A 22,505-nucleotide genomic window follows, 5' to 3' on the forward strand; every position below is an offset into this window, starting at 1 on the left:
ACGATCAAGACCGGCGACCCGGACGCCATGGTCCACTACCGGTTCGACGGGCCGACCGTCGCGCGGCAGCCGCGGATCAACCGGGGGGCCTGGCCCGTCGTACGGATCGCCGCCGAGCCGGCTTCTGGTCCGTGTCGCCGATCTCGCCGCCGGCCTCGGCCGGACCCGAGGCGGAAGGCGGCGCGAGGCGCCTCTCAGTGCGCTTCCTCCCAGTTCAGGGCGGCCCGGGCCTCGACCACCAGGGGCACCCGCAGGGTCAGGGCGGGGGCGGGGGCGTCGACCATGATGCGGGTGATCACCGGCAGGGCCTTCTCGACCTCGTCCTCGGGCGCCTCGAACACGAGTTCGTCGTGCACCTGCAGGAGCATGCGCACGTTGAGGCGCTCGGCCCGGAGCGCTTCCTCCATGCGGATCATCGCCCGGCGGATGATGTCGGCGGCCGAGCCCTGGATCGGGGCGTTGATGGCCTGACGCTCGACGGAGGCGCGCTCGTTGGGATTGTTCGAGCGGATCTGCGGGTAGTGGCAGACCCGGCCGAACAGGGTGGTGACGTAGCCGAGATCCCGGCAGCGGCGCTTGGTGTCGTCGATATAGGCACGGATGCCGGGGAAGCGTTCGAAATACTGCTTGATGAAGGCCCCGGCCTCCTCGCGGCCGATGCCGAGGCGGTCGGCGAGGCCGAAGGCCGAGATGCCGTAGATGATGCCGAAATTGATGGTCTTGGCGCGCCGGCGCAGGTCCGGCGTCATCTCGGGGAGCGGCACACCGAACATCGCGCTGGCGGTGGCCGCGTGGATGTCGATGCCGTCCGCGAAAGCCTGGCGCAGTTGCGGGATGTCGGCGATGTGGGCGAGGAGGCGCAGTTCAATCTGGCTGTAATCGGCCGAGATCAGGCGGTTGCCCTCCGCCGCCACGAAGGCGCGGCGGATGCGGCGCCCTTCTTCCGTGCGGATCGGGATGTTCTGCAGGTTCGGCTCGGAGGAGGAGAGCCGGCCGGTGGTGGTGGCGGCCAACGAGAACGAGGTGTGGACCCGGTCGGTCTCGCGGTCCGCATGCTGCTGCAGCGAGTCCGTGTAGGTGGATTTCAGCTTGGCGAGCTGGCGCCATTCGAGGATCTTCTTCGGCAGGGGGTGCCCGGCCTGGGCCAGCTCCTCGAGCAGGGTCGCGGGCGTCGCCCACTGGCCCGAGGGCGTCTTCTTGGCGCCGGGCAAGCCCATCTTGCCGAACAGGATGTCGCCGATCTGCTTGGGCGAGGAGACCTGGAATCTCTCGCCCGCATCCTCCTGGATCTCCTCCTCCAGGCGCACCAGGATCTGGGAGAAGTCGCCAGACAGGCGGCTCAGCATGTTGCGGTCGACGCGGATGCCCTGCCCCTCCATCCGAGCGATCACCGGCACCAGCGGGCGCTCCAGGGTCTCGTAGACGGCGACGCGCTTCTCGGCCACGAGCCGCGGCTTCATCATCCGCCAGAGGCGCAGGGTGACGTCGGCATCTTCGGCCGCGTAGGCGGTGGCCTTGTCCAGCGCTACCCGGTCGAAGGTGATCTTGGCCCGGCCGGTGCCGGCCACGTCCGAGAAGGTGATGGGCTGGTGTCCGAGGTGGCGGCGGGCGAGCTCGTCCATGCCGTGTCCGCCCTTGCCGGCATCGAGCACGTAGGAGATCAGCATGGTGTCGTCGAAGGGCGTCACGCGGATGTCGTAGCGGGACAGGACGGCGAGATCGTATTTCAGGTTCTGGCCGACCTTCAGCACGCCGGGATTTTCAAGGAGCGGCTTCAGGCGCTCGATCACCACCTTCGCGTCGATCTGGCCCGCCGCCGGCTGGAACGCCTCCGAGGCCGCCTTGGCGTCGCCGAACAGGTCTCCGTCCGCGCCCTTGACGGGCTCCTGGTGCCGGAGCGGGATGTAGGCCGCCCGTCCCGGCGCGACGCAGAGGGAGACGCCCACGAGGTTGGCGTGGTTGGCGTCCAGCGAATCCGTCTCGGTGTCGACGGCGATGACGCCGGCCTCCTCGGCCTCGGCGATCCAGGCGTCGAGTTGCTCGACGGACTGAATCGTCTCGTAGGCGGCCGTGTCGAAGGGCTTCACCGCCTCCGCCGCCCGCGCCGCCACGAGGCCGGCGGGGGTCGGCTCGGAGGGGCCGCGGGGCTTGGGCGCGACGTCGGGCAGGCCGAGATCGGCGAAGGGATCGACCTCGCCGCTCGGCGCGCCGGACGCGGTCTCGGGATCGACCGGCACGGGATCACCGTGGGCATCGGGGAAGAACGGGGCGTCGGGCGCGGGCTCGCGGTTCGGCAGCAGCGCCGGGTCGGGCTGCACCGCCTCCGGGTCCACGTGGAGCATCTGGGCGATGCGCCGGGTCAGGGTGTTGAACTCCATCGCCTTGAGGAATCCGACGAGTTTCTGCGGATCGGGCTTGGGCAGGCGCAGGTCGTCCAGCGGCACCGGGAGGGGCACATTCTCCTCCAGCGCCACCAGCTTTCGCGAGAGCCGAGCCTGATCGATGCTGGCGAGCAGGGTTTCGCGGCGCTTGGGCTGCTTGATCTCGGCGGCGCGATCGAGCAGCGCGTCGAGGCTGCCGTATTCCTTGATGAGCGCGGCCGCCGTCTTCAGGCCGATGCCGGGCACGCCCGGCACGTTGTCCGAGGTGTCGCCGATCAGCGCCAGGGCGTCGCCGATCTGCTCGGGGGTGAGGCCCTCCCACTTGGCGATGATCGCATCGCGGTCGAGGTTGCGCTCGGGCCGGTAGCCGGGCTTGCCCTTGGCGCCGGACTCGAAGTCGTAGAACCGCACCAGGGGGCCGACGAGCTGCATCAGGTCCTTGTCGGAGGACACGATGATGACGCCGGCGCCCCGCGCCTCGGCCTGGCGCGAATAGGTGGCGATGAGGTCGTCGGCCTCGTAGCGGATGAGCTCGATCGGCTGCAGGCCGAAGGCCCGCACGGCGTCGCGCATCAGCGGCATCTGCCGCTTGAGGTCGTCCGGCGCGTCCGGCCGGTGGCCCTTGTAGTCGGGAAACAGCTCCTTGCGGAACGAGCCCTCCGACTTGTCGAACACGATGGCCAGATGCGTCGGCATCACCCCGGCCGCGCCCTCCTGCACGAACTGGGCGATCTTGGTGCAGAACAGCCGCACCGCCCCGGTGGGCAGGCCGTCCGACGGCCGGGTGTTGTACTTCTGGTCCTGGTTGATCGACTGGAAGTAGGCGCGAAAAATGAACGAAGAGCCGTCGACCAGGATGAGCTGATCGCCGGGGCCGACGGGCTTTTCGGAGGAGGAAGCGGTCATCGATCGATCAACGAAAGGAGGGGGCAAATGGCGACGTCGCCGCGAAGATCATTGGTCGGACCGTAGTTCGTTCCGGCATACCGTGAGTAGGTCAGGCAATGCCTCATGGACGGTCCCGCACAGAAGCTTTGCCGAGACACGCTCATATCGATGCCGATAGACGTTCCCCGAGTCCGCGATCTGCCGCCATGGGATATGGACGTTCCGGAGTCGGGTTTCCTCGTCGACGCGCCGACTCGCCTCCGAGATGATATCCAGGCAGCGCGTCACGCCGTAGAGTAGAAGCCGGTTGCTGGCGAAATCTTCGAAGCTCAGGTCCGCAGTGAAATCCTGAGCCGCTTCAACATTTTCGATGATGCCGAGCAGGGCGCGGCGGCCCCACTCAGAAAGCATGGATCGCGTCGCGCTCGGCTCCGGGGCGTACGTGAGGCTTCAGCATCGAGCGGGTTGCGACATCCACTTCGACAGGGAACAGATCGGCGATGAACCCAACGACGCCGACGTACCCGCAGACATCCCGGATGGTGGTCTCGTCGATGTCGATCATGACATCGAGGCCGCTTGCCGCATGCGCCTCGCCACGCGCGACGGAACCGAATAGGGCGGCATGCAGAACGCCCCGTTCGCGCAACTCGGCCTCGTGCGCGCGAAGAATCTCGAGGGCGGTGCTGCGATCCATACCGCGACCGTACTCGAAGTCAGACCTGAGCTGAAGGGCTCCCCCTCACGTCGCCGCCCCCACCGTATCGGCCATCCGGGCGTCGCGGGTGCCGAGCGGCTGCTCGGGGCCGCGGGTGGTATCGGCCTCGGTCTGGTGCTCCATCTCGGCGTTGATCTCGGCGCCGATGAGCACGATCGTGGTGGAGATCCAGATCCAGGTCATGAAGCCGATCACGGCACCCAGCGAGCCGTAGGTCTCGTTGTACTTGCCGAAATTGGCCACGTACCAGGAGAAGCCCAGCGAGGTGATGAGCCAGGCCACGGCGGCCAGGGCGCTGCCCCAGGTCACCCAGCGCCAGCGCGGGGCGTCGCGGCTCGGGCCGTAGCGGTAGAGAAGGGCGAGGCCGCCGAGCACCGCGGCGAGGAGCACCGGCCAGCGCAGCAGGGCGATGTACCAGGCCTCCGAACTCAGCCCGATGATGTTGATCGCCGCCGGCACCACCACGATCCCGACCAGCGCCAGGATGATGAACAGCAGCGCGCCGCCCGTGAAGGCCAGCGAGCGCAGGTTGAGCCAGACGAAGCTGCGCGTCTCGCGTTCCTCGTAGACGATGTTCAGGGCGGAGAAGACCGCCTTCATGCCGCCGTTGGCGCTCCACAGCGACAGCACGATGCCGGTGAAGAAGGTCAAGCCGAGGGTGGTGTCGCCCTTGGCGGCGATGCGTTTGACCTGCTCGCCGACGATGTCGAGGGCCCCGGAGGGGATGACACCCTGCAGGCTCTGCAGGTGCTCGTTGATGGTGGCCACGTCCGCCACGAGCCCGTAGCACGAGACCAGGGCGGCGATGGCGGGGAAGATCGCCAGGAGCACATAGAAGGTCACGCCGGCTGCGACCGAAACGATGTTGTTCTCCGAGACGTCGTGGAATGCCCGCATCCCGATATCCTTCCAGCCCTTCGCCGGGATGTCGGACGGCGTGCGCGCGCCGCGGCCGCGCTCGGGCTCGGCGCTGGCCACCCGGCGGGCATCGGTGCCGGCATGGGACGGGGAGGGCTGGCGGGTCGGATCCTTCGGCATCGCCCGGGCCGGTGCTGTCCCTCCGGCCCGACGCGGGAGCGCGACGAAGCCGAGAAGTGCGGTGGCGAGGGCCACGGTCCAGAGGGTCGAGTTTCGGGTCTCGACTGCATTGGGTGCAGTCGAATGCTCGTTCGGTGAGGTCATCGATCGTCCGTTCCGCCAAAGGAATCGTAATCGTAAGGTGATGCTGGCGTTGCTCGACGCAACAAACGTTGGTTCGACAACGGGAGGTGACGGCCAAGAGTTTCCTTCCGGTTCACGGAAAAGCGAGCGCGGGCGACGCGGCGGCCCAGCCGGATTTATTCCGCGAAACCCCCGTCCGAGGGCCGACGTTGTGCGTCGGGGCACGCGAAGCGACCCGCGGTGCGGAATTTCGGGGCCAGCCTGGACGTGAGGGCCGATCGCGGCTTGCCCTCGCGGGCGCCACGCGGCACGGCCGAGGGAGCCCCAGACCTCGACCCCAAAACCTCGACCCGGAGACTCCCGACCCGTGCCGCACGCGACAGAGCTGATCGCCATCATCGCCCTCGGCCTCGTGCTGGCCTTCGTGTGCGGAATGCTGGCGCAGCGCCTGCGCCTGCCGCCCCTCGTGGGCTACCTCCTCGCGGGCGTCCTCGTCGGCCCCTACACGCCGGGCTTCGTGGGCAACAGCCAGCTCGCCGGCCAACTCGCCGAGATCGGCGTGATCCTCCTGATGTTCGGCGTCGGCCTGCATTTCTCGATCAAGGACCTGATGGCGGTGCGCACCATCGCGCTGCCGGGCGCCATCGTGCAGATCCTGGCGGCCACCGCCATGGGCGGCGCGCTGGCGCTGGCCTGGGGCTGGGGCCTCGGGGCGGGGCTCGTCTTCGGCCTTGCCCTGTCGGTGGCGAGCACGGTGGTGCTGCTGCGGGCGCTCGAGGAGCGTCGGCTCCTCGACAGCGACAAGGGCCGCATCGCGGTGGGCTGGCTCATCGTCGAGGATCTGGCCATGGTGCTGGCCCTTGTGCTGCTGCCGGCGCTGGCCCCCTCCCTCGGGGGCGACGGGGCAGGCGTCGCGCACCATGCCGGGGACGGCAACATCTGGCTGACCCTGGGGCTGACGCTGGCCAAGGTCGGGATCTTCGCCGCCGTGATGCTGGTGGGCGGGCGCCGCTTCGTGCCCTGGCTCCTCGACCAGGCGGCACGCACGGGCTCGCGCGAGCTCTTCACCCTGGCGGTGCTGGCCCTGGCGCTCGGCATCGCCTTCGGTTCGGCGGAGCTCTTCGGCGTCTCGTTCGCGCTCGGCGCCTTCTTCGCCGGCATGGTGCTCGCCGAATCCGACCTCAGCCATCAGGCGGCGGCCGATTCCCTGCCGCTGCAGGACGCCTTCGCAGTGCTGTTCTTCGTCTCGGTCGGCATGCTGTTCGACCCAGGCATCCTGATCCGCGAGCCGCTCTCGGTGCTGGCGGTGCTCGGCGTCATCCTCATCGGCAAGTCCCTGGCGGCGGTGGCGATCGTGCTGGCCTTCCGGCATCCGCTGGGCACCGCGCTCACCATCGCGGCGAGCCTCGCCCAGATCGGCGAGTTCTCGTTCATCCTCGTCAGCCTCGGCCTGTCCCTGAAGCTCCTGCCGGAGGAGGGGCGCGACCTCATCCTCGGCGGCGCCATCCTGTCGATTACCCTCAACCCGCTGTTCTTCGCGCTCACCGACTGGGTCGGCCGCAAGGTCGCCGAGCGTCCGGCCCTGGCCGCCCGCTTCGAGCGCCAGGGCGCCGCGGCCATGGCGGTCACCAGCGAGAGCCCGCCGCATCGGGGCCACGCGATCCTCATCGGCTATGGTCGGGTCGGCAGTACCATCGGCCAGGCGCTCAAGGCCTGGGACCTGCCCTACATCGTCCTCGACCGCGACCGCCGCCGGGTCCTGGAGTTGCGCCAGGAGGGCATCGAGGCGGTGTTCGGCGACGCCACGGCGCCGGGCATCCTGCAGGCCGCCGACATCGCCCAGGCCCGCCTGATCGTGGTCGCGACACCGGAGGCCCACACGACGCGGCGCATCGTCGAACTCGCCCGGGAGATCCATCCGGGCATCGACACCCTGGTGCGCACCCACAACGACGGCGAGCGCCGCCACTTCGAGGAGCAGGGCGTCGGACTCGTGCTGATGGCCGAGCGCGAACTGGCCTTCGGCATGACCCTCTACGCCCTGCGCAGCCTCGGCCTGAAGGAGGGCGAGGCCCGCATCTTCGTCGACAGCACCCGGGTCGAGAGCCGCTCCGCCCCCATCGAGACCGCGATCGACCAGGTCACGCCGGAGCTGCGCCCCCACAAGGAGGAGGGGGCGTGAGGCGTCAGGCGGCCAGGGAGCGCCCGAGGTCGTGGACGCGGCGGAGATCGGCCACGAAGGCCGCGTAGGCCTCCGCCTTCGCCTCGTCCGGCAGGCGCAGCAGGTAGGACGGGTGCACGGTGATGAAGCCCGCATAGGGTTTTTCGAAATCCGCCTGGCCGCGCGCCCGGGTGATCGGGATCTGTTTGCCCGTCAGCGCCAGCACGGCGGTGGCGCCGAGCGCCACCACGAGCTTCGGCGCGACGAAATCGAGCTCCCGGTCGAGCCACCAGCGATAGTGGCTGACCTCGCCGGCGGTGGGCTTCTGGTGGATGCGGCGCTTGCCCCGCTCCTCGAATTTGAAGTGCTTGACCGCATTGGTGAGGTAGGCCTCGCCTCGCGCGATCCCGGCCTCGGCCATCGCCCGTGAGAGCAGTTGCCCGGCTGGGCCGACGAAGGGGCGCCCCTGGCGGTCCTCCTGGTCGCCCGGCTGCTCACCCACGAAGGCGATGGACGCGCCCAGCGGTCCTTCGCCGAGGACGGCCTGGGTCGCGCCGGGGACCAGCGGCTCCGAGCGCCGGATGAGGGCGTTGAGCGCCTCCAGCGAATCCGGGGCCTGGTCCGCCATGGCCGCGACGGCCCGGGCGGGATTGCGCTTGACCGGCATCTGCGGCGTCCTCTCGATCATGGCGCCGGTCCGCGCCGCCGCCTGCCGGACGAGGCCCGGAATGGCGGCGGTCTCGGGCATGTTGCGCCAGTACTTCTTCGGCATCTCCGCCCGCATCGCGGCGAGGTTCGTCCGGGCGGGGTTGAACGTGCTCTCGTAGTAATCGCGCCAGCCGGCCTCGAATCCGTCCTGTGCCGGTGCGTCCTCGCGTCGCCCTGGCGGTCCGAACGCGAGGACATCGCCGTCCCAGCGGGCGGAGGCCTCCGGCGTCAGGATGGTCCAGTCCAGTCCGCGGAAGCGATCGACGAAGAACGGGGCGGCGGCCCCCAGGATGTGGTGGTCCGGCTCGAACCAAGCGACGAAGCGCTCCGGCCCATCGCCCTCCACGCGGCGGAAGCGCAGGAAGGCGTGCATCTTGTGCAGGTCGCGGGCGATGGCCTTGCGCATCCGCTCCAGGCGATGGACCAGCGGGTCGCTCGAGATCTCTAGCAAACGCCGCTCGCCGCGCTGGATGCGCCAGATCAGATCGTAGAGCAGGGCGTAGCGCTCAGGGTCGCGGTGCAGCACCACCCGGGCGACCATCTCGCCCACCCCGCGCGGCAGGCTCAAGGGAGCTAACTCCGAGGGCGCGGGGGGCGGCGCCCCGAACAGCCCGGACGCTTCGCCGATGGACCACAGCACCCGCTCCGGCGGGATGCCCCGGCCGGCGAGGCGACGGGCCGCGGCCCGGAAGCCCTCGAGGTCGGCGCCCGGGGAGAGGTCGACGGCTTCGAGCGCGCCGCGCCCGAACCCTGTCCCCTCCGCGGGGGAGGGAGGAGCCGATCGGTGTGCGCCCGCCATCCTAGAACAGCGACAATTGCTTGGGCGGGTCGGCGAGCCGTGCCCGCAGGTCGAGCCGGTCGGTGAGGCCGCCCGCCGGATGGTAGTCGGCGGCGATGAGGAAGGGCCGCGCCCGCTTCAGGGCCGAGGTCAGGCGGGCGACGTCGTCGAGGCGCAGGCGGGTGTGCCGGCGGGCCCGGATGATCTTGTCCACCGCCCGGGCGCCGAGGCCCGGCACCCGCAGCAGCATCTCGCGGTCGGCGGCGTTCACGTCGACGGGAAAGCGCGCCCGGTGCTTCAGGGCCCAGGCCAGCTTCGGGTCGATGTCGAGGGAGAGCATCCCGTCCTCGGTGGCATCGGCCACGTCGTCGGGGGTGAAGGCGTAGTACCGCAGCAGCCAGTCGCCCTGGTACAGGCGGTGCTCGCGCTGGAGCGGCGGCGCAGTCAGCGGCAGGATGGTGGACCCGTCCGGGATCGGGCTGAAGGCCGAGTAGTAGACCCGCTTGAGGTTGTAGGAGCCGTAGAGCAGGGCGCTCTTGCGGATCAGCGCCTCGTCCGTGGTGGCGTCGGCCCCGACGATGACCTGCGTCGACTGCCCGGCCGGCGAGAACCGGCGCTTCTCGGATTTCGCCTCGGCGATGCGCTCGCCGATCTGCGCGATGGCGTTCTGGATGACGGCGCCGTCCTTCTCGGGGGCCAGGCGCTCCAGGCTCGCCTCGGTGGGCAACTCGACGTTGATCGACAGACGGTCGGCGTAGAGGCCCGCCTCCTCGATCAGCCAGGGGCTCGCCTCCGGGATCGATTTCAGGTGGATGTAGCCGCGAAAGCCGTGGTCGCGCCGCAGCGATTTCGCCACCCGCGTCAGCAGCTCCATGGTGTGATCGGGCGACTTGATGATGCCCGACGAGAGGAACAGGCCCTCGATGTAGTTGCGCTTGTAGAACTCCACCGTGAGGGTCACGACCTCCTCGACGGAGAACTTCGCCCGCTGCACGTTGGAGGAGCGCCGGTTCACGCAGTAGGCGCAGTCGAACAGGCAGTAATTCGTCAGCAGGATCTTCAGGAGCGAGATGCAGCGCCCGTCCGGCGTATAGGCGTGGCAGATGCCGGCGCCGGTGGTCGAGCCGAACTCGCCCTTGCCGGCCGTGCGCTTGGGCGCCCCGGACGACGAGCACGAGGCGTCGTACTTGGCGGCATCGGCGAGGATGCGCAGCTTCTTCGCGAGCATTTCGTCCATCGACGAGAAATGCGCCTCGTTCGCGCTTCGTTCAAGTTTTCGCGCACGGATTCGGGCTTTCTCCGCCGCCGCGATGTCGCAGCCTTATAGCTGGGAACCAAAGCCCGGAGCCCGGTCCCGGAGCTAAGCCTCGTGGTCGAGGGGCTCGGCGTCGGGATCGGCCTCGATCACCCGTCGGCCGAGGCCGTACGGGAAGCCGGCGCGGGCCATGGCGGCGAGATCCCGGTCGCGATGGGCCTCGCGCGTCCCGGGCCGGCGCCAGGGTCCGAGGCGCCGCCGCTTGGCATAGGCCCGGGCCGCTTCCGCCTCGAGGTCGACGCCCGCCTCCGCCGTCTCGCGCTCGGCCTCCATCGCGCTCGCCACCTGCTCGCGCGACACGCCCTTGGCGGCGAGCTTGGCCGACAGGGCCCGGGCGGAGGCACCGCGCCGGCGCAGGGCCGCGAGGCGCCCGGCGGTGAAGCGGGCGTCGTCGACGAGGCCGGCGCCGACCGCGCGGGCGACCGTGGCCTCGATCGCCTCGGCGAAGGCGCTCGCCTCCTCCCCGCGCAGGCGGCAGCGCTTGTCGACCCGGCGCTTCAGGGTCTGCCGCAGCATCGCCACGGAGGCGCTGTAGCGTTCGAGGTAATGCAGGGCCGCCCGCTCGAGATAGGCGGGGGTGACGGGCGGGGGCGGTTTGACCTCGGCCCGGTCATCCGGTGCGGCTCCGGTGGGGCGGCGGGACGCAACGTTTCGCGGTGTCATCGGTTCTTCACGATCCGGACGGGGTTCGGGGGTCGGTCTCGCAGATATGGTGATCCCGCTGGACAAAGGCTCGTTCCTGCCATGCCGGCATTTCTCGTGAGACGCGAGTGGCTTCTCGTCCTTCTGGCGCTCGGCTTCGCCGTCGTGGCGGGGATGCTGGTCTACCTGTCGCGTCCCACCACCCTGACCGTGGCGGTCGGTCCCCGGGACGGCGCCGAGGCGACCCTGCTCCAGACCTACGCCCAGGCCCTCGCCCGCGGTCGCGAGGATGTCCGCCTCAAGCTGAACTTTTACGATGACGTGCGCGACAGCGCCGAGGCGCTCCAGCGCAACAAGGCCGACCTCGCCGTGGTCCGGCCCGACGTCCTCCTGCCCGAGAATGGGCTCACCCTGGCGATCCTGCACGACGAGGCCCTGCTGATCGCCGCGCCGGAAGCGGCGGGCATCGAGAACTTCCCCGACCTCGCGCGCAAGCGCCTCGGCGTGGTCGAGCGGCACGCCGCCGACATGCCGTTCCTGACGAACCTCCTCGCCTTCTACGACTTCTCCGCCCAGCCGGCGGCCGAGCCGGTCCCCGAAACCGGGCTCGGCCCGGCCCGGATCGCCCTCGTGCCGCTCACCCCCCAGGAGGTCACCAGCGCCATCGCGGAAGGCCGCGTCGACGCGGTGGCGGTCATCGCCGCTCCGGCCTCGAAGGCGGCGATCTCGACGGTGCGTGCCGTCGAGGCGGCCTCGGCCGAGAAGAAGATCAATTTCGTCTCCGTGCCGGATGGCGGGGCGATCATCCAGCGGATGCCCGAGTTGCAATCCGTGACGATCCCGGCCGGCACCTTCGGCGGTCGCCCGAAGCGCCCGGACGAGGACGTGAAGACGGTGGGCGCCTCCTACCGGCTGATGGCCCGCGGCGGCGTCAGCCGCTTCACGGTCGCCTCGGTGACCCAGCACCTGTTCGAGTGGCGCTCGAAGCTGGCGCCCCTGGCGCCGATCGCCAACCTGATGAAGGCGCCGGACTTCGATTCCACCGTCGCGGCCACGAGCGCTCGCCTGCCGAATCATCCCGGCGCGGTGGACTACTTCGAGCGCGAACAGCAGACGATGTTCGAGCGCTACGAGGACTATATCTACCTGCTGGCGTTCTTCGGCGGCACCGTCGGCTCAGGTGTCGCCTGGGTCGCCCAGCGCCTCGCCCGAAAGCGGCGCGAGCGCATCGACATCGTCCTCGACCGGCTCCTCGACATCCTGCGCGAGGTGCGCGCCGCAACCGGCAAGGCCGACCTCGACGGCCTCGTGCGCGAGACCGACGACCTTGTGGCCGACGTCGTCCAGCATGCCCGCGAGCGCAACATCGACAACCGCACCGTGAGCGCCCTCATCCTGGCCATCGACGCGGTCCATGCGGCGATCAACGACGAGCGCCGCAATCTCGGCGCGGGTGACATCGAGAGCGGGCGGGCGGTGGACCATGCCCGCACGGCCCGCCTCCTCTCGCTCCACACGCCGGCGGCGGAGTAGCCGGCCGAGACCCGATCGCGACGCGGCGGACGCCCGGGATCAGCCCGCCGCGTCGAGTTCGGGGCCGCGGGTGACGTCGAGGCCGCTCGGTGCGCCCGGCGGCGGGCCGACCGTGACGGGCCGGCCCGTGCGGGCCGCCTCATAGATCGCCTCCATCAGCACCTGGTCCTGCAGGCCCTCCTCGCCGGGGGTGCGCGGGCGCCGATCCTCCTGGATGCAGCGCGCCATATGGTCGATCTCCAGGGCGAACTGGTTCTTCTGCGCGAGGATGCGGGTGTCCTGCGATTCCGCCTGCCCGTCCGGTCGCGCGATCACCAGGCGCTGGCCGCGATACGCGAAGGCGTTCTGCAGGTCGATGGCGGCCCGGTCGGTATGGACCTGGAGCCGGCGCGACTCGTGAACCCCGTAGCTCGTCAGGCACTGCGCGATGACCTGCGAGGGGAAGCGCAGGGTGAAGGAGACCGACTCCTCGACCTCGGCGAATTTCGGATCGCCTTCCGGCGAATGGATCTGTGCCTCCACCGAGACGGGTTCCTCGCCGGTGAGGGCGCGCACGCCGTTCAGGCAGTAGAGCCCGATATCCGGCAGGGCACCGCCGCCGGCCAGCGCCTTCTTCAGGCGCCATTGCTGGGGCAGGCCGGTGGTCTGGCCGTTGAAGGCCTGGATCAGGCGCGTCCGGCCGACCTCGCCGGAGCGGGCGAGACGCGCCACCTCGCGGTTGTAGGGCTCGTACTGGCAGCGATAGGCGATCATCAGCTTGACCTTGGCCGCCGCGCAGGCCGCGATCATGTCCCGGGCCTCGGCGGAGGAATTCGCCATCGGCTTCTCGCAGAGCACGTGCTTGCCGGCCTTGGCCGCGGCCAGCACGTCCCCGCGATGGACGGCGTTCGGCGTCACCACGTACACGGCCTGGACCGCGGGGTTTTGCGCGAGGCGGTCCCACTCGTCGTAGCTGTAGACCGCCTCCGGCGCGATCCCGTACTGCTCGGCCACGAGCTTCGCCTTGGCGGGGGTGCCCGACATCAGAGCGACAACGCGGGCCCGCTTCGTCTCGCCGAAGGCCGGCAGGATCTCTTCCAGGCTGAGGCGTCCGAGGCCCACGATGGCGAAGCCCACGCGCTGGCCCGGCGGCATCGGGGCGGGGGGCGGCGGGGGCGCCCGGTCCCCGGGGCCGCGCCAGTTCGGGAACATGACCTTGCCGCCCTGCACCGCGCCGGTATCGGCCGGGACCGAGGGGCCGGGCGGGCCGGATTGCGCCCCCGCGCCCGTCGCCCCGAGGGCGAGGCCGGTCAGGGTCGCACTGCCCGCGCGCAGGACGTTGCGGCGGGAGAGGGGGATGTCATCCGTCATGAAGCTCGCTGTCGGTTCCGGCGGGACAGGGGCCGCGGATGGAGAACCGCCGGCCTGCTCCTTCGGGAACGTCACGGCGAGAAACGCGGTTCCGGCGATCCGACGGCCTGCGCCACCGGATCGCTGCCGCCCTCAGGCCTCGTCGCCCCGCGCGGCCAGGCGGGCCCGCAGGGACGCGATCTCCGAGCGCGCCGCCCGAAGGTCGCGCATGAGTCCGATGGGGATGGGCACCGCGGCGGGCGGGTCCGGCACGAACTGGACGCCGACGCAATCGTCGCCCCGCCAGATCAGGCGTACCGGCCGCGTCTGCCGGGTCTTGCGGATGTGGAGGTCGAAGATCTCCGGCAGGGGCACGCCGTCGCTGAGCGCGAGGCGCAAGCCATCGGGACCGCAGTCCCGGATCAGGCAGGCCGTGTCGGAGGCGTGCGGGGCGATGCGGATCTCGGCGCCGAGAAGGCTCCGCAGCCGGTTGCCCTGTCGACGCTCGCGGGTGATCGAACCCATGTGACCCTCTTCAGAAGTGGCATTGGGGTAACAGGGTTGTGGCCTCCCGGTGCCGGTAGGCGAAAGCGCCGGAGCGATTCATCGTCCGGTAGGGTTAAGGCGTCCGCTCCGGCTCCCCGTGACGGGTCGGGGCCTCGACGTCGCCGCGCTGCTGCAGAACCAGGGCGACGAACCAGCAGAGGGCGGCCCAGGCGGCTCCGACGCACCAGCCGGCGACCACGTCGCTCGGCCAGTGCACCCCGAGATAGATGCGGCTGAGCCCCACCAGCAGCGTCATCGACACCCCGACGATGAGCACCAGGATCTTCACCCCGCGCTGGCGGTCCACCCGGGCGATCAGGCTCGCCAGGGTCAGGTAGGCGATGGCCGACATCATGGCGTGGCCGCTGGGGAAGCTCGCGGTGAACACCTCCATCCCGTGGGGCACGAGGTCCGGGCGGGGGCGCTGGTAGAACATCTTGAGCACCGTCGAGGCGATCTCGCCGCCGCCGATCGCCGCGACCACGAAGACGGCGATGCGCCGGCGCCCCGTCATCGCCAGATAGGCGCAGGCCGCTGCCGTCACGAACACGATGGTGAAGACGCTGCCGAGCCCGGTGATGTCGCGCATGGTCTCCTCGAGCCAGCGCGGCCCGATCGGGTCGGAGAGATCGGCCGGATTGCGCAGGGCGAGGAGGATCTTGCGGTCGAGGGCGGCGGTCGAGCCCTCGCCGACCTCGTTGGCCAGGGCGAAGAATCCGTAGCCGAGGAGACTCACCGCCAGCAGCGCCAGGACCGGGCCGACCTCGTTCAGGCGCAGGGCCAGGCGCAGGGCGTTCGCCCGGGTGACGAGCGGATTGTTGCGGTAGCCGGAGGGCAGGGCTTTCATGCGGGCGTCTTCGCGAACTGGTCGATGGGGGGCTGGGGGCTCCCGGCATAGCGGATCGGCGGGGCGTCCTCCATCCGGGCGGACGCGGCGTTACCCGAACGCAAAGCTGGCGCGACGCTCCCAGGGACCGCCGAGGTAGCGCCAGAGCAGAAGGCCCGGCGCCGTGAACCGGAAGGGCGTGAAATCCGCCTCCAGCTCGGCGTGCAGCGTCCGGGCGGTGCCGGGATCGACCTTGTTCTGCACCGTGACGTGCGGGCGCCAGCCCTGCCGATCCTGCGCGGTTAGGCCCTCGCCCAAAGCCTCGAACGGGTCGGCGAGCCGCGCCCGGAAGGCCGAGAGGGCGTCGGAGGCGAGTACGTAGGCGACGCCGCGCCCGGTGAAGCGCAGGCCGGTCACCGCCACCTCCGGCGGCGCCTGGGTCCGGGTCATCGCCGACAGGGTCTCGACGATGCCCGGCTCGCTCGGGCCCGGCAGGTGGTGGAACAGGGTCGCGTGGGCCGGGATGTGGTTCAGCGCCTGCGGGAAGTGCCGGCGGCGCAGGCCGTCGAACCGCGCGAAGGTGTCGGGATCCATCCCCAGGGTGAGGATCAGCGGTTCGGGCGTGGGGGTGTGGTCTGTCATGGTCCGATCCGGCGTGAGGCAGGGAGATGGCGCGGGCGGGGGCTGCGTCCAGGGCCGGGCGCCGCCACGGTCCGCGGCGTGGCCGCCGCCGCCCGGCCTGTTCAGGGCGGTCCGGGCCGGGTAGAGAGCCCCGATGCGGCGCAAACACCGGGAAATCGTCCATGTGGGGCGCGAGGGCTGGCTCTTCCTGATCGGAGGCACGAACGGTGTCCTCGAGCAGTATCGCGCCAGCCTGTCCCGGTGGTGGCGCCTGCGCGGCTGGGTCAAGCTCGTCGCGGCGCGGGCCGCCCGGGCCCAGGCGCTGGGCATCCGCTACGTGCACGTCGTCGTGCCCGAGAAGCTGTCGGTCTACGACGACCGGACCCAGGATCTGCGCTTCGATCCGCGCCAGGCGCCCACCCGCGTGCTGGCCCGGCGGCTGATCAACAATCCCCACTACGTCGACCTGCTGGCGCCGATGCGGGCGGCGCGCGACGGCGCGGTGCCGCTCTACTACCGCACCGACACGCACTGGAACTACGAGGGCTGCCGGCTGGCCTACGGCGTGCTGATGCGGGCCTGCGGCGCGGTGCCCCCGGCCGATCTCGATGCCCGCGAGCGCTACGAGACCACCCGGGTGCGCGATCTGGGCGAGAAGATTCCGGAGAAGCCGATCGAGACGGCGAGCCATGCGGTGCTCGACCGCGACGCCCGCCGGACCTACGCGAGCCCGCTCGTGGCCGCCTACGAGGCCGCCGGCCGCGCCCCGGATCTCCATGTGGGCGCCCATGTCTGCTTCCGGAACGACCGGCCGGACGTCGATCCGCGCACCCTGGTGCTGTTCGGCGATTCCTACGCGCATTTCGCGCCGATCATGCTCACCGGCATCCTGGCGGAGAGCTTCCGCGAGGTGCACTTCGTCTGGTCGTCGAGCATCGACTGGGGCTACGTCGAGCGGGTGCGGCCCGACCTCCTGGTCTTCGAGATGGCCGAGCGCTTCGTCACGCGCCTGCCGGACGACACCTTCGACATCGCGACCTACCAGAAGGGCGAGCACCTCGCGGCCGCCGCGCCCGCCGTCGCGGCCCCCCCGGCCGAGGCCCCGGCGCCGGAGGGGCTGTCCGCCGAGGCCTGAGCGCCCATCTTTCCGCGGACACGCAAACGCGGGAGGGAACGATCATGGGGCTGCTCGTCGACGGCGTCTGGCAGGATACCTGGTACGACACCAAGGAGACCGGCGGCCGCTTCAAGCGCACCGACGCCAAGTTCCGGAACTGGATCACCGCCGACGGATCCCCCGGTCCCAGCGGGGAGGGCGGGTTCCCGGCGGAGGCCGGGCGCTACCACCTCTACGTGTCGCTGGCCTGCCCCTGGGCCCACCGCACCCTGATCGTGCGGGCCCTGAAGGGCCTGGAGGCGGCGATCTCGGTCTCTGTGGTCGATCCGCACATGGGCCCGGAGGGCTGGGTCTTCGGCGATTCGCCCGGCGCCACGCCCGACACGGTCAACGGCGCGACCCGCCTCTACGAGGTCTACCTGAAGAACGATCCCGGCTTCACCGGCCGCGTCACCGTGCCGGTGCTGTGGGACAAGCAGCGCGCCGCCATCGTGTCGAACGAGTCGGCCGAGATCATCCGGATGCTGAACGGCGCCTTCGGGACCGCCGGGCCGGACCTCTACCCGGCCGACCTCGCGGGCACGATCGACGCGGTCAACGCCCGGGTCTACGACGCCGTCAACAACGGGGTGTACAAGGCGGGCTTCGCCACCGAGCAGGCCGCCTACGCGGAGGCCTTCACCGCGCTGTTCGCCGAACTCGACGCCCTGGAGGCCCGCCTCGACACGGCGCGCTACCTCTGCGGCGACCGGCTGACCGAGGCGGATCTCCGCCTCTTCACCACCCTGGTGCGGTTCGACGCCGTCTATGTCGGGCATTTCAAGTGCAACCGCCAGCGCATCGCCGACTATCCCAATCTGTCGAACTATCTGCGCGACCTCTACGCCCTGCCGGGGGTCGCCGGCACGGTGAACCTCGCCCATATCAAGCGGCACTATTACGAGAGCCATCCGACCATCAATCCGACCCGGATCGTGCCCCTCGGGCCGGCCCTCGACTTCGACGGCCCGAACGACCGCGCCGCCCGCTTTCCCGCCTGAGCCCGGAGCCCTGCGCGCCCGCAGCCCCTCGACGAACCGACCCGCAGCCTTACATCGGAATCATGATGCGCCTCTCGACCACCCGCCTCGTCCTTCTCGCTGCCCCGCTGCTCACGGCCGCGCCCGCCTTCGCCCAGACGGCCGTCAAGCTCGAGGGGCGCTGCGAGAAGCTCGTGATCGCCGGCCAGGACGTCTCGGCCACCTGCAAGAACACCCTGATGAACACGGTCTCGCGCAACCGCACGAGCTTCGACTTCGCTGCCGAGGGCCGGTCCCTGAGCTTCAGCGGCAACGGCGCCCAGCAGGAGCGGACGGAGGAGACCGACCCGCTCCAGCCGATCAACCTCGTGATCCCGAGCGAGACCACCAAGGACGGCGTGGTCCAGGGCCCCCTGGTCGCCGTCGGCTCCTGCGCCTTCAGCACCCCGGAGCCGGGCAAGACGACGATCACCTGCGAGGCGAACGCCGCCAAGGGAACCTACCAGGGTGTCTTCGTGACCGATGCCAAGGCACCGGATGCGGGCAAGGCCGGCGGCAGCGCCCCCCGCTAGGAGCGCGGGCTTCCTCCGGTGGGTGGGTCATGTCGAAGCGGGATCCGCCGATGACCCGGGGGCGATTGCGTGTGGACGTCCGCTCTGGTCCGAGCGCGCGGAGTTCCCATCTCTTGACGCAGGACGGAACGGGTGGACAGACCCGGACCCTCCGACGGATCCAAACGAAGGCCTCGAGGACGTTATGCTGAACGATGCGCCGGTGCCGGGCGGCCCCACCCCCACCAAGGACGTGACCACGGCGAGCTTCCGCCAGGACGTCATCGCCGAGTCGATGCAGCAGCCCGTGCTCGTCGACTTCTGGGCCCCGTGGTGCGGCCCGTGCAAGCAGCTCACCCCCGTGCTGGAGAAGGTGGTCGCGGGCTCCGCCGGCAAGGTGAAGCTCGTCAAGATGAACATCGACGAGCATCCCTCCATCGCCGGCCAGCTCGGCATCCAGTCGATCCCCGCCGTGATCGCGTTCGACAAGGGGCAGCCGGTCGACGGGTTCATGGGCGCGGTGCCCGAGGCCCAGATCAAGGACTTCATCACGCGCCTGGCCGGCCCCGCCGGTCCGACGCCGATCGAGGAGGCCCTGTCCGAGGCCGAGGCCCTCCTCGGGGTCGGCGACGTGGCGCAGGCCGCGCAGCTCTACGCCGCCGTGCTCGCCGAGGAGCCCGCGAACGTCGACGCGATCGCGGCGCTGGCCAAGATCCAGCTCGACGCCGGCGACATCGAGAACGCCAAGGAACTCGTCGCCATGGCGCCGCCCGAGACGGCGTCCCATGCCGGCCTCGCCAGCGTGCGCGCGGCGATCGAGCTCGCCGAGCAGGCGGCGGCCCTGGGCGACCTCGGTACCTTTCAGGCCCGGATCGAGGCAGACCCGAACGATTTCCAGGCTCGCTTCGACCTCGCGCTCGGTCTCAACGGCCGCAACCTGCGCGACGAGGCGGTGGACCAGCTCATCGAGATCGAGCGCCGGGACCGCACCTGGAACGAGGGCGCGGCGCGCAAGCAGCTCCTCACCTTCTTCGAGGCCTGGGGCCTGATGGACAAGGCCTCGATCCGCGGGCGGCGACGCCTGTCGACGCTCGTCTTCGCGTGAGGCCGCGAACGAACCGCAGGGGAACACGATGAGCACGCATGCGGGCTACAAGGGACCGGCCGACTGCCCCGGAGTGATTCCGGTCTTCCCGCTGCCCGGTGCGCTGCTGCTGCCGCGCGGACAGATGCCGCTGAACATCTTCGAGCCGCGCTACCTCGCCATGATCGACGATGCCCTGCGGAACGACCGGATCATTGGCATGATCCAGCCCGACGTGGAGGCGGGCTCGTCGCCGATGACGCCGAAACTCTTCCGCGTCGGCTGCGCCGGGCGGATCACCCAATTCGCCGAGACCGGTGACGGGCGCTACCTCATCTCGCTCACCGGCATCGCCCGGTTCCGGGTGGAGAGCGAGCTCGCCACCACCACCCGCTACCGCCGCTGCCAGGTCTCCTACGACGACTTCGCCACGGATTTCGAGGCGCGGGCGGGTGAGGCGGCGGTGGACCGGGAGGGCGTGCTCAAGGCCCTGCGCGACTTCGTCGAGGTCAACGACCTCAAGGTCGACTGGGCCGGCATCGAGGAGGCGCCCAACGAGGCCCTCGTCAACGCCCTCTGCATGATGAGTCCCTTCGGCGCCCGCGAGAAGCAGGCCATGCTGGAGGCGCCGGACCTCAAGACGCGGGCCGAGGTCTTGATTGCGGTGACCGAAATGGAGTTGGTGCGCGGGTCGGGCTCCGAGCCCACGCTGCAATAGTTTTTTCCCGCGAAGGATACGCCCCAGATGGCCGATGACACCCCGGGCCCCGTCGAGGCCACCCGCGTCGACCCCAAGCTCCTCGAGCTCCTCGTCTGCCCGTTGACGAAGGACACCCTCGAATACGATGCCGGCCGCCAGGAACTGGTGAGCCGCTCCGCCCGCCTCGCCTATCCGATCCGCGACGGCATCCCGATCATGCTGCCGGAAGAGGCGCGGGCGCTCACCGACTGATCGGCCGCGCCGGCATGACCGATCGCCCGACCATCGCCCTCGTCGCCACCGGCGGCACCATCGCGATGAAGCACGATCCCGTCACGGGGGCCCCGGTCCCCGCCCTGACGGGGGCCGACCTCGCCGCCGCGGTGCCGCGCCTGGCCGACCTCGCCCGGATCGCGGTGGTGGAGTTCGCCAACGTGCCGAGCGCCTATATGGGCCCGGACCTCTGGCCCGGCCTCAGCCGCACGGTGGCGGACCTGTTGGCGCGACCGGACATCGCGGGCGCCATCGTCCTGCACGGCACCGACACCCTCGACCAGACCGCCTATTTCCTCGATCTGACGCTGGCGAGCGACAAGCCGGTGGTGATGGTGGGCGCCCAGCGCAACGCCTCCGAGGCGGATGCCGACGGCGCGCGCAACCTCCTCAATGCGGTCCGCCAGATCCTGGCCCAGGGCGCGCGCGAAGATCTGCGTGGGCTGGGGGTGACGGTGACGCTCAACCACAACATCAACGCCGCCCGCGCGGTGCGGAAGTCCCACACCAACAACGTCGAGACCTTCAATTCCGGCGAGGCCGGCTTCCTCGGGCAGGTGGACGAGGACCGGGTCGTGTTCGCCCGCAAGCCCCTGCGGCGCCAGACCCTGCCGCTCCCCGAGCGGCTCGCCCGGGTCGCGCTCGTGGCGATGGCGGCCGGTGACGACGGGCGCCAGCTCCGCCACGCGGTGGCGGATGGGGCCGAGGGCGTGGTGGTCGCCGCCTACGGCTTCGGCAACGTCAACGAGGCCCTCTACGACGCGGTGGTCGAAGCCATCGCCGCCGGCGTCACCATCGTGGTGGCGAGCCAGGTCCCGCATGGCCGGGCGCTGCCCGTCTACGGCTTCAAGGGCGGCGGCAGCATGCTGCGGGCGGCCGGCGCGGTCTTCGCCGACGACCTCTCGCCGGACAAGGCCCGGGTCCTGGCGCTCCTCGCCCTGCCGATCACCCGGGACCGCCAAGCATTGCAAGCGTATTACGACCGGTAACGCCAAGCTTCGGCTTGGTCCTGGGCCATGGTCATGGCCTGTTCAGACACGTTCGGCAATAAGTCTCATCCATCGATTGCGGCGCTTGTCACAATCCTGCCGCTTCGGCGGGTATGCTCAGCGCACTCTCACTTGATCGTCTGCTTGAACCGCCGGTGCGCCATCCTGTGGCCGCGGCTCGGACGGACGCTGTTTTGCCGAAGGATGATGCATGTCCAAAGTTGCGGTGGTTCTGGCGCTCGGAGCCGGCCTGTCCTCGCCCGCGATGATCCCGGCCGCGGCCCGCGACGGCGGAAACTTCAACGGGGCCTGGTCGGTGGAACTGGTCACCGAGAGCGGCATGGTCTGCGACAGCCGCTACACCTATGCGGTGTCGGTGCAGGAGGGGCAGGTGCGCCTCACCTCCGCGGCGGCCGGCGCCACCCTGAACGGCCGCGTCGGGCCGGACGGCACGGTCGGTCTCAACGTCTCGAACGGCACCGCCTCGGGTGCGGTCTCGGGCCGCCTCCAGGCCCAGAGCGGCGGCGGCACCTGGAAGGTCTCCTCCCTGTGCTCGGGCCGCTGGACGGCCCGACGCCACACCACCCGGACCGCCCAGGCGGAGTAGGGTTCGAGCCGGACGCGGCCCGCTTCCCCGGCGGATCGCGGGCCTGAAGGAACTCTCGTCGCGCTTGTGGGACGACCGCGACCGGCGGTCGATCCGCGGCGGACGGGGCCCCAGGGCCCCCGCGCCTCACCCCTCCCCACAGGGGGGAGAGGGACGAGCCGGCCGGATGCGTGTCCCGGCCGTCGGTTCAGGGCCTCAGGCGGCCGCGAGCCATTGGCGCGCTTCCTCGATATGCGCGCGGTCGAAGGTCTTGATCTGGGCCGGCGAGACCTTGCCGAAGGTGTCGGCGATCATCCGCAGCCACGAGGCGTCGGTCACCAGGGCGACATGGCTGACGCCCTTCATCATGGCGAGGCCGAAGCGCGGGTCCTTGAAGAACGCGGCCGGCTCCATGCCCTTGAAGTCGCGCACGTCTTCCAGGAGCTTGATCTTGCCGCCCTTGTCGAGGTCGGCCTGCATGGCGGTGATGACGGTGTTCATGTCCGCATCGGTGATCTGTCCGTCGACCACGATCTCGGCGACGCTCGAATCCGGCTTCTTGGTGTAGGTCAGCACGTG

At 70.4% G+C, this 22,505-nt stretch carries 22 protein-coding genes; 10 read left to right on the plus strand and 12 right to left on the minus strand.

The features are described from left to right. Window positions 1-194: 194 nt before the first annotated feature. From polA to ASF18_RS13745, 4 genes are read right to left on the minus strand one after another with little or no spacing between them, the layout of a single operon-like run. A complete protein-coding gene (gene polA, locus ASF18_RS13735; protein ID WP_056352322.1) occupies window positions 195-3,287 on the minus strand; it encodes a DNA polymerase I in 3,093 nt (1,030 codons plus the stop codon). A 48-nt stretch (window positions 3,288-3,335) separates the two neighbouring features. After that, window positions 3,336-3,680, minus strand: coding sequence for a HepT-like ribonuclease domain-containing protein (locus tag ASF18_RS23080; RefSeq protein ID WP_082487534.1), 345 nt, complete (start codon window positions 3,678-3,680; stop codon window positions 3,336-3,338). Further along, complete coding sequence (locus ASF18_RS13740; RefSeq protein WP_056352324.1) at window positions 3,670-3,966, minus strand: nucleotidyltransferase domain-containing protein; 297 nt, start codon at window positions 3,964-3,966, stop codon at window positions 3,670-3,672. Before ASF18_RS13740 ends, ASF18_RS23080 begins: the two co-directional genes overlap by 11 nt. A 45-nt stretch (window positions 3,967-4,011) precedes the next feature. Further along, window positions 4,012-5,169, minus strand: coding sequence for a YihY/virulence factor BrkB family protein (locus ASF18_RS13745; protein WP_056352327.1), 1,158 nt, complete (start codon window positions 5,167-5,169; stop codon window positions 4,012-4,014). A 346-nt stretch (window positions 5,170-5,515) separates the two neighbouring features. Here ASF18_RS13745 and ybaL point away from each other — a divergent pair, with 346 nt between their 5' ends. Beyond that, window positions 5,516-7,330 carry a YbaL family putative K(+) efflux transporter gene (gene ybaL, locus ASF18_RS13750; RefSeq protein WP_056352330.1) on the plus strand — a complete coding sequence of 605 codons (1,815 nt, stop codon included), beginning with the start codon at window positions 5,516-5,518 and terminating at the stop codon, window positions 7,328-7,330. Window positions 7,331-7,334: 4 nt separating this feature from the next. On the opposite strand, the gene ASF18_RS13755 is transcribed toward ybaL, so the two are convergent. The 3 genes from ASF18_RS13755 to ASF18_RS13765 all read right to left on the minus strand — a co-directional run bounded on the left by ASF18_RS13755 (window position 7,335) and on the right by ASF18_RS13765 (window position 10,773). Further along, the gene (locus ASF18_RS13755; RefSeq protein ID WP_056352333.1) at window positions 7,335-8,816 is read right to left on the minus strand and encodes a UdgX family uracil-DNA binding protein; all 1,482 of its coding nucleotides are present in this window, start codon (window positions 8,814-8,816) and stop codon (window positions 7,335-7,337) included. A 1-nt stretch (window position 8,817) separates the two neighbouring features. Continuing rightward, on the minus strand, window positions 8,818-10,032 hold the full coding sequence (locus tag ASF18_RS13760; RefSeq protein ID WP_056352338.1) for a putative DNA modification/repair radical SAM protein: 1,215 nt from the start codon (window positions 10,030-10,032) through the stop codon (window positions 8,818-8,820). Window positions 10,033-10,155: 123 nt separating this feature from the next. Next, window positions 10,156-10,773, minus strand: coding sequence for a RecX family transcriptional regulator (locus ASF18_RS13765; protein ID WP_056275140.1), 618 nt, complete (start codon window positions 10,771-10,773; stop codon window positions 10,156-10,158). Between the two features lie 81 nt (window positions 10,774-10,854). Here ASF18_RS13765 and ASF18_RS13770 point away from each other — a divergent pair, with 81 nt between their 5' ends. Beyond that, window positions 10,855-12,285 (plus strand): TAXI family TRAP transporter solute-binding subunit, encoded by a 1,431-nt coding sequence (locus tag ASF18_RS13770; RefSeq protein WP_056275142.1) that lies wholly within the window; start codon window positions 10,855-10,857, stop codon window positions 12,283-12,285. A 39-nt stretch (window positions 12,286-12,324) separates the two neighbouring features. Here the strand turns inward: ASF18_RS13770 and ASF18_RS13775 are convergent, their stop codons facing one another. The 4 genes from ASF18_RS13775 to ASF18_RS13790 form a co-directional block, all read right to left on the minus strand. After that, window positions 12,325-13,635 carry a Gfo/Idh/MocA family oxidoreductase gene (locus tag ASF18_RS13775; RefSeq protein WP_056352341.1) on the minus strand — a complete coding sequence of 437 codons (1,311 nt, stop codon included), beginning with the start codon at window positions 13,633-13,635 and terminating at the stop codon, window positions 12,325-12,327. A gap of 132 nt (window positions 13,636-13,767) precedes the next feature. Beyond that, window positions 13,768-14,139 (minus strand): hypothetical protein, encoded by a 372-nt coding sequence (locus ASF18_RS13780; protein ID WP_056352344.1) that lies wholly within the window; start codon window positions 14,137-14,139, stop codon window positions 13,768-13,770. A gap of 94 nt (window positions 14,140-14,233) precedes the next feature. After that, entirely contained in the window at window positions 14,234-15,007 is a 774-nt protein-coding gene (locus ASF18_RS13785) for a phosphatase PAP2 family protein (protein WP_056214342.1), read from the minus strand. A gap of 90 nt (window positions 15,008-15,097) precedes the next feature. After that, entirely contained in the window at window positions 15,098-15,628 is a 531-nt protein-coding gene (locus tag ASF18_RS13790) for a 2'-5' RNA ligase family protein (RefSeq protein ID WP_056352345.1), read from the minus strand. 133 nt (window positions 15,629-15,761) lie between these two features. Here ASF18_RS13790 and ASF18_RS13795 point away from each other — a divergent pair, with 133 nt between their 5' ends. The 8 genes from ASF18_RS13795 to ASF18_RS13830 all read left to right on the plus strand — a co-directional run bounded on the left by ASF18_RS13795 (window position 15,762) and on the right by ASF18_RS13830 (window position 21,947). Then, window positions 15,762-16,742, plus strand: coding sequence for a hypothetical protein (locus ASF18_RS13795; protein ID WP_082487536.1), 981 nt, complete (start codon window positions 15,762-15,764; stop codon window positions 16,740-16,742). 44 nt (window positions 16,743-16,786) lie between these two features. Continuing rightward, a complete protein-coding gene (locus ASF18_RS13800) occupies window positions 16,787-17,764 on the plus strand; it encodes a glutathione S-transferase family protein (protein WP_056352350.1) in 978 nt (325 codons plus the stop codon). Window positions 17,765-17,829: 65 nt separating this feature from the next. Further along, window positions 17,830-18,315 (plus strand): hypothetical protein, encoded by a 486-nt coding sequence (locus ASF18_RS13805; RefSeq protein WP_056275655.1) that lies wholly within the window; start codon window positions 17,830-17,832, stop codon window positions 18,313-18,315. A 184-nt stretch (window positions 18,316-18,499) separates the two neighbouring features. Then, window positions 18,500-19,399, plus strand: a complete 900-nt coding sequence (trxA, locus tag ASF18_RS13810) for a thioredoxin (RefSeq protein ID WP_056352353.1) — start codon at window positions 18,500-18,502, stop codon at window positions 19,397-19,399. 28 nt (window positions 19,400-19,427) lie between these two features. Further along, the gene (locus ASF18_RS13815) at window positions 19,428-20,096 is read left to right on the plus strand and encodes an LON peptidase substrate-binding domain-containing protein (RefSeq protein ID WP_056214355.1); all 669 of its coding nucleotides are present in this window, start codon (window positions 19,428-19,430) and stop codon (window positions 20,094-20,096) included. Between the two features lie 27 nt (window positions 20,097-20,123). Continuing rightward, complete coding sequence (locus ASF18_RS13820; RefSeq protein WP_056214359.1) at window positions 20,124-20,330, plus strand: Trm112 family protein; 207 nt, start codon at window positions 20,124-20,126, stop codon at window positions 20,328-20,330. A gap of 14 nt (window positions 20,331-20,344) precedes the next feature. Further along, window positions 20,345-21,340 (plus strand): asparaginase, encoded by a 996-nt coding sequence (locus tag ASF18_RS13825; protein ID WP_056352356.1) that lies wholly within the window; start codon window positions 20,345-20,347, stop codon window positions 21,338-21,340. Between the two features lie 211 nt (window positions 21,341-21,551). After that, complete coding sequence (locus ASF18_RS13830; RefSeq protein ID WP_056214366.1) at window positions 21,552-21,947, plus strand: hypothetical protein; 396 nt, start codon at window positions 21,552-21,554, stop codon at window positions 21,945-21,947. A gap of 195 nt (window positions 21,948-22,142) precedes the next feature. On the opposite strand, the gene ASF18_RS13835 is transcribed toward ASF18_RS13830, so the two are convergent. Continuing rightward, window positions 22,143-22,502 (minus strand): STAS/SEC14 domain-containing protein, encoded by a 360-nt coding sequence (locus ASF18_RS13835; RefSeq protein WP_056214370.1) that lies wholly within the window; start codon window positions 22,500-22,502, stop codon window positions 22,143-22,145. Window positions 22,503-22,505 lie beyond the last annotated feature (3 nt).

It is taken from the genome of Methylobacterium sp. Leaf89, from assembly GCF_001422215.1.
GTDB lineage: Bacteria > Pseudomonadota > Alphaproteobacteria > Rhizobiales > Beijerinckiaceae > Methylobacterium.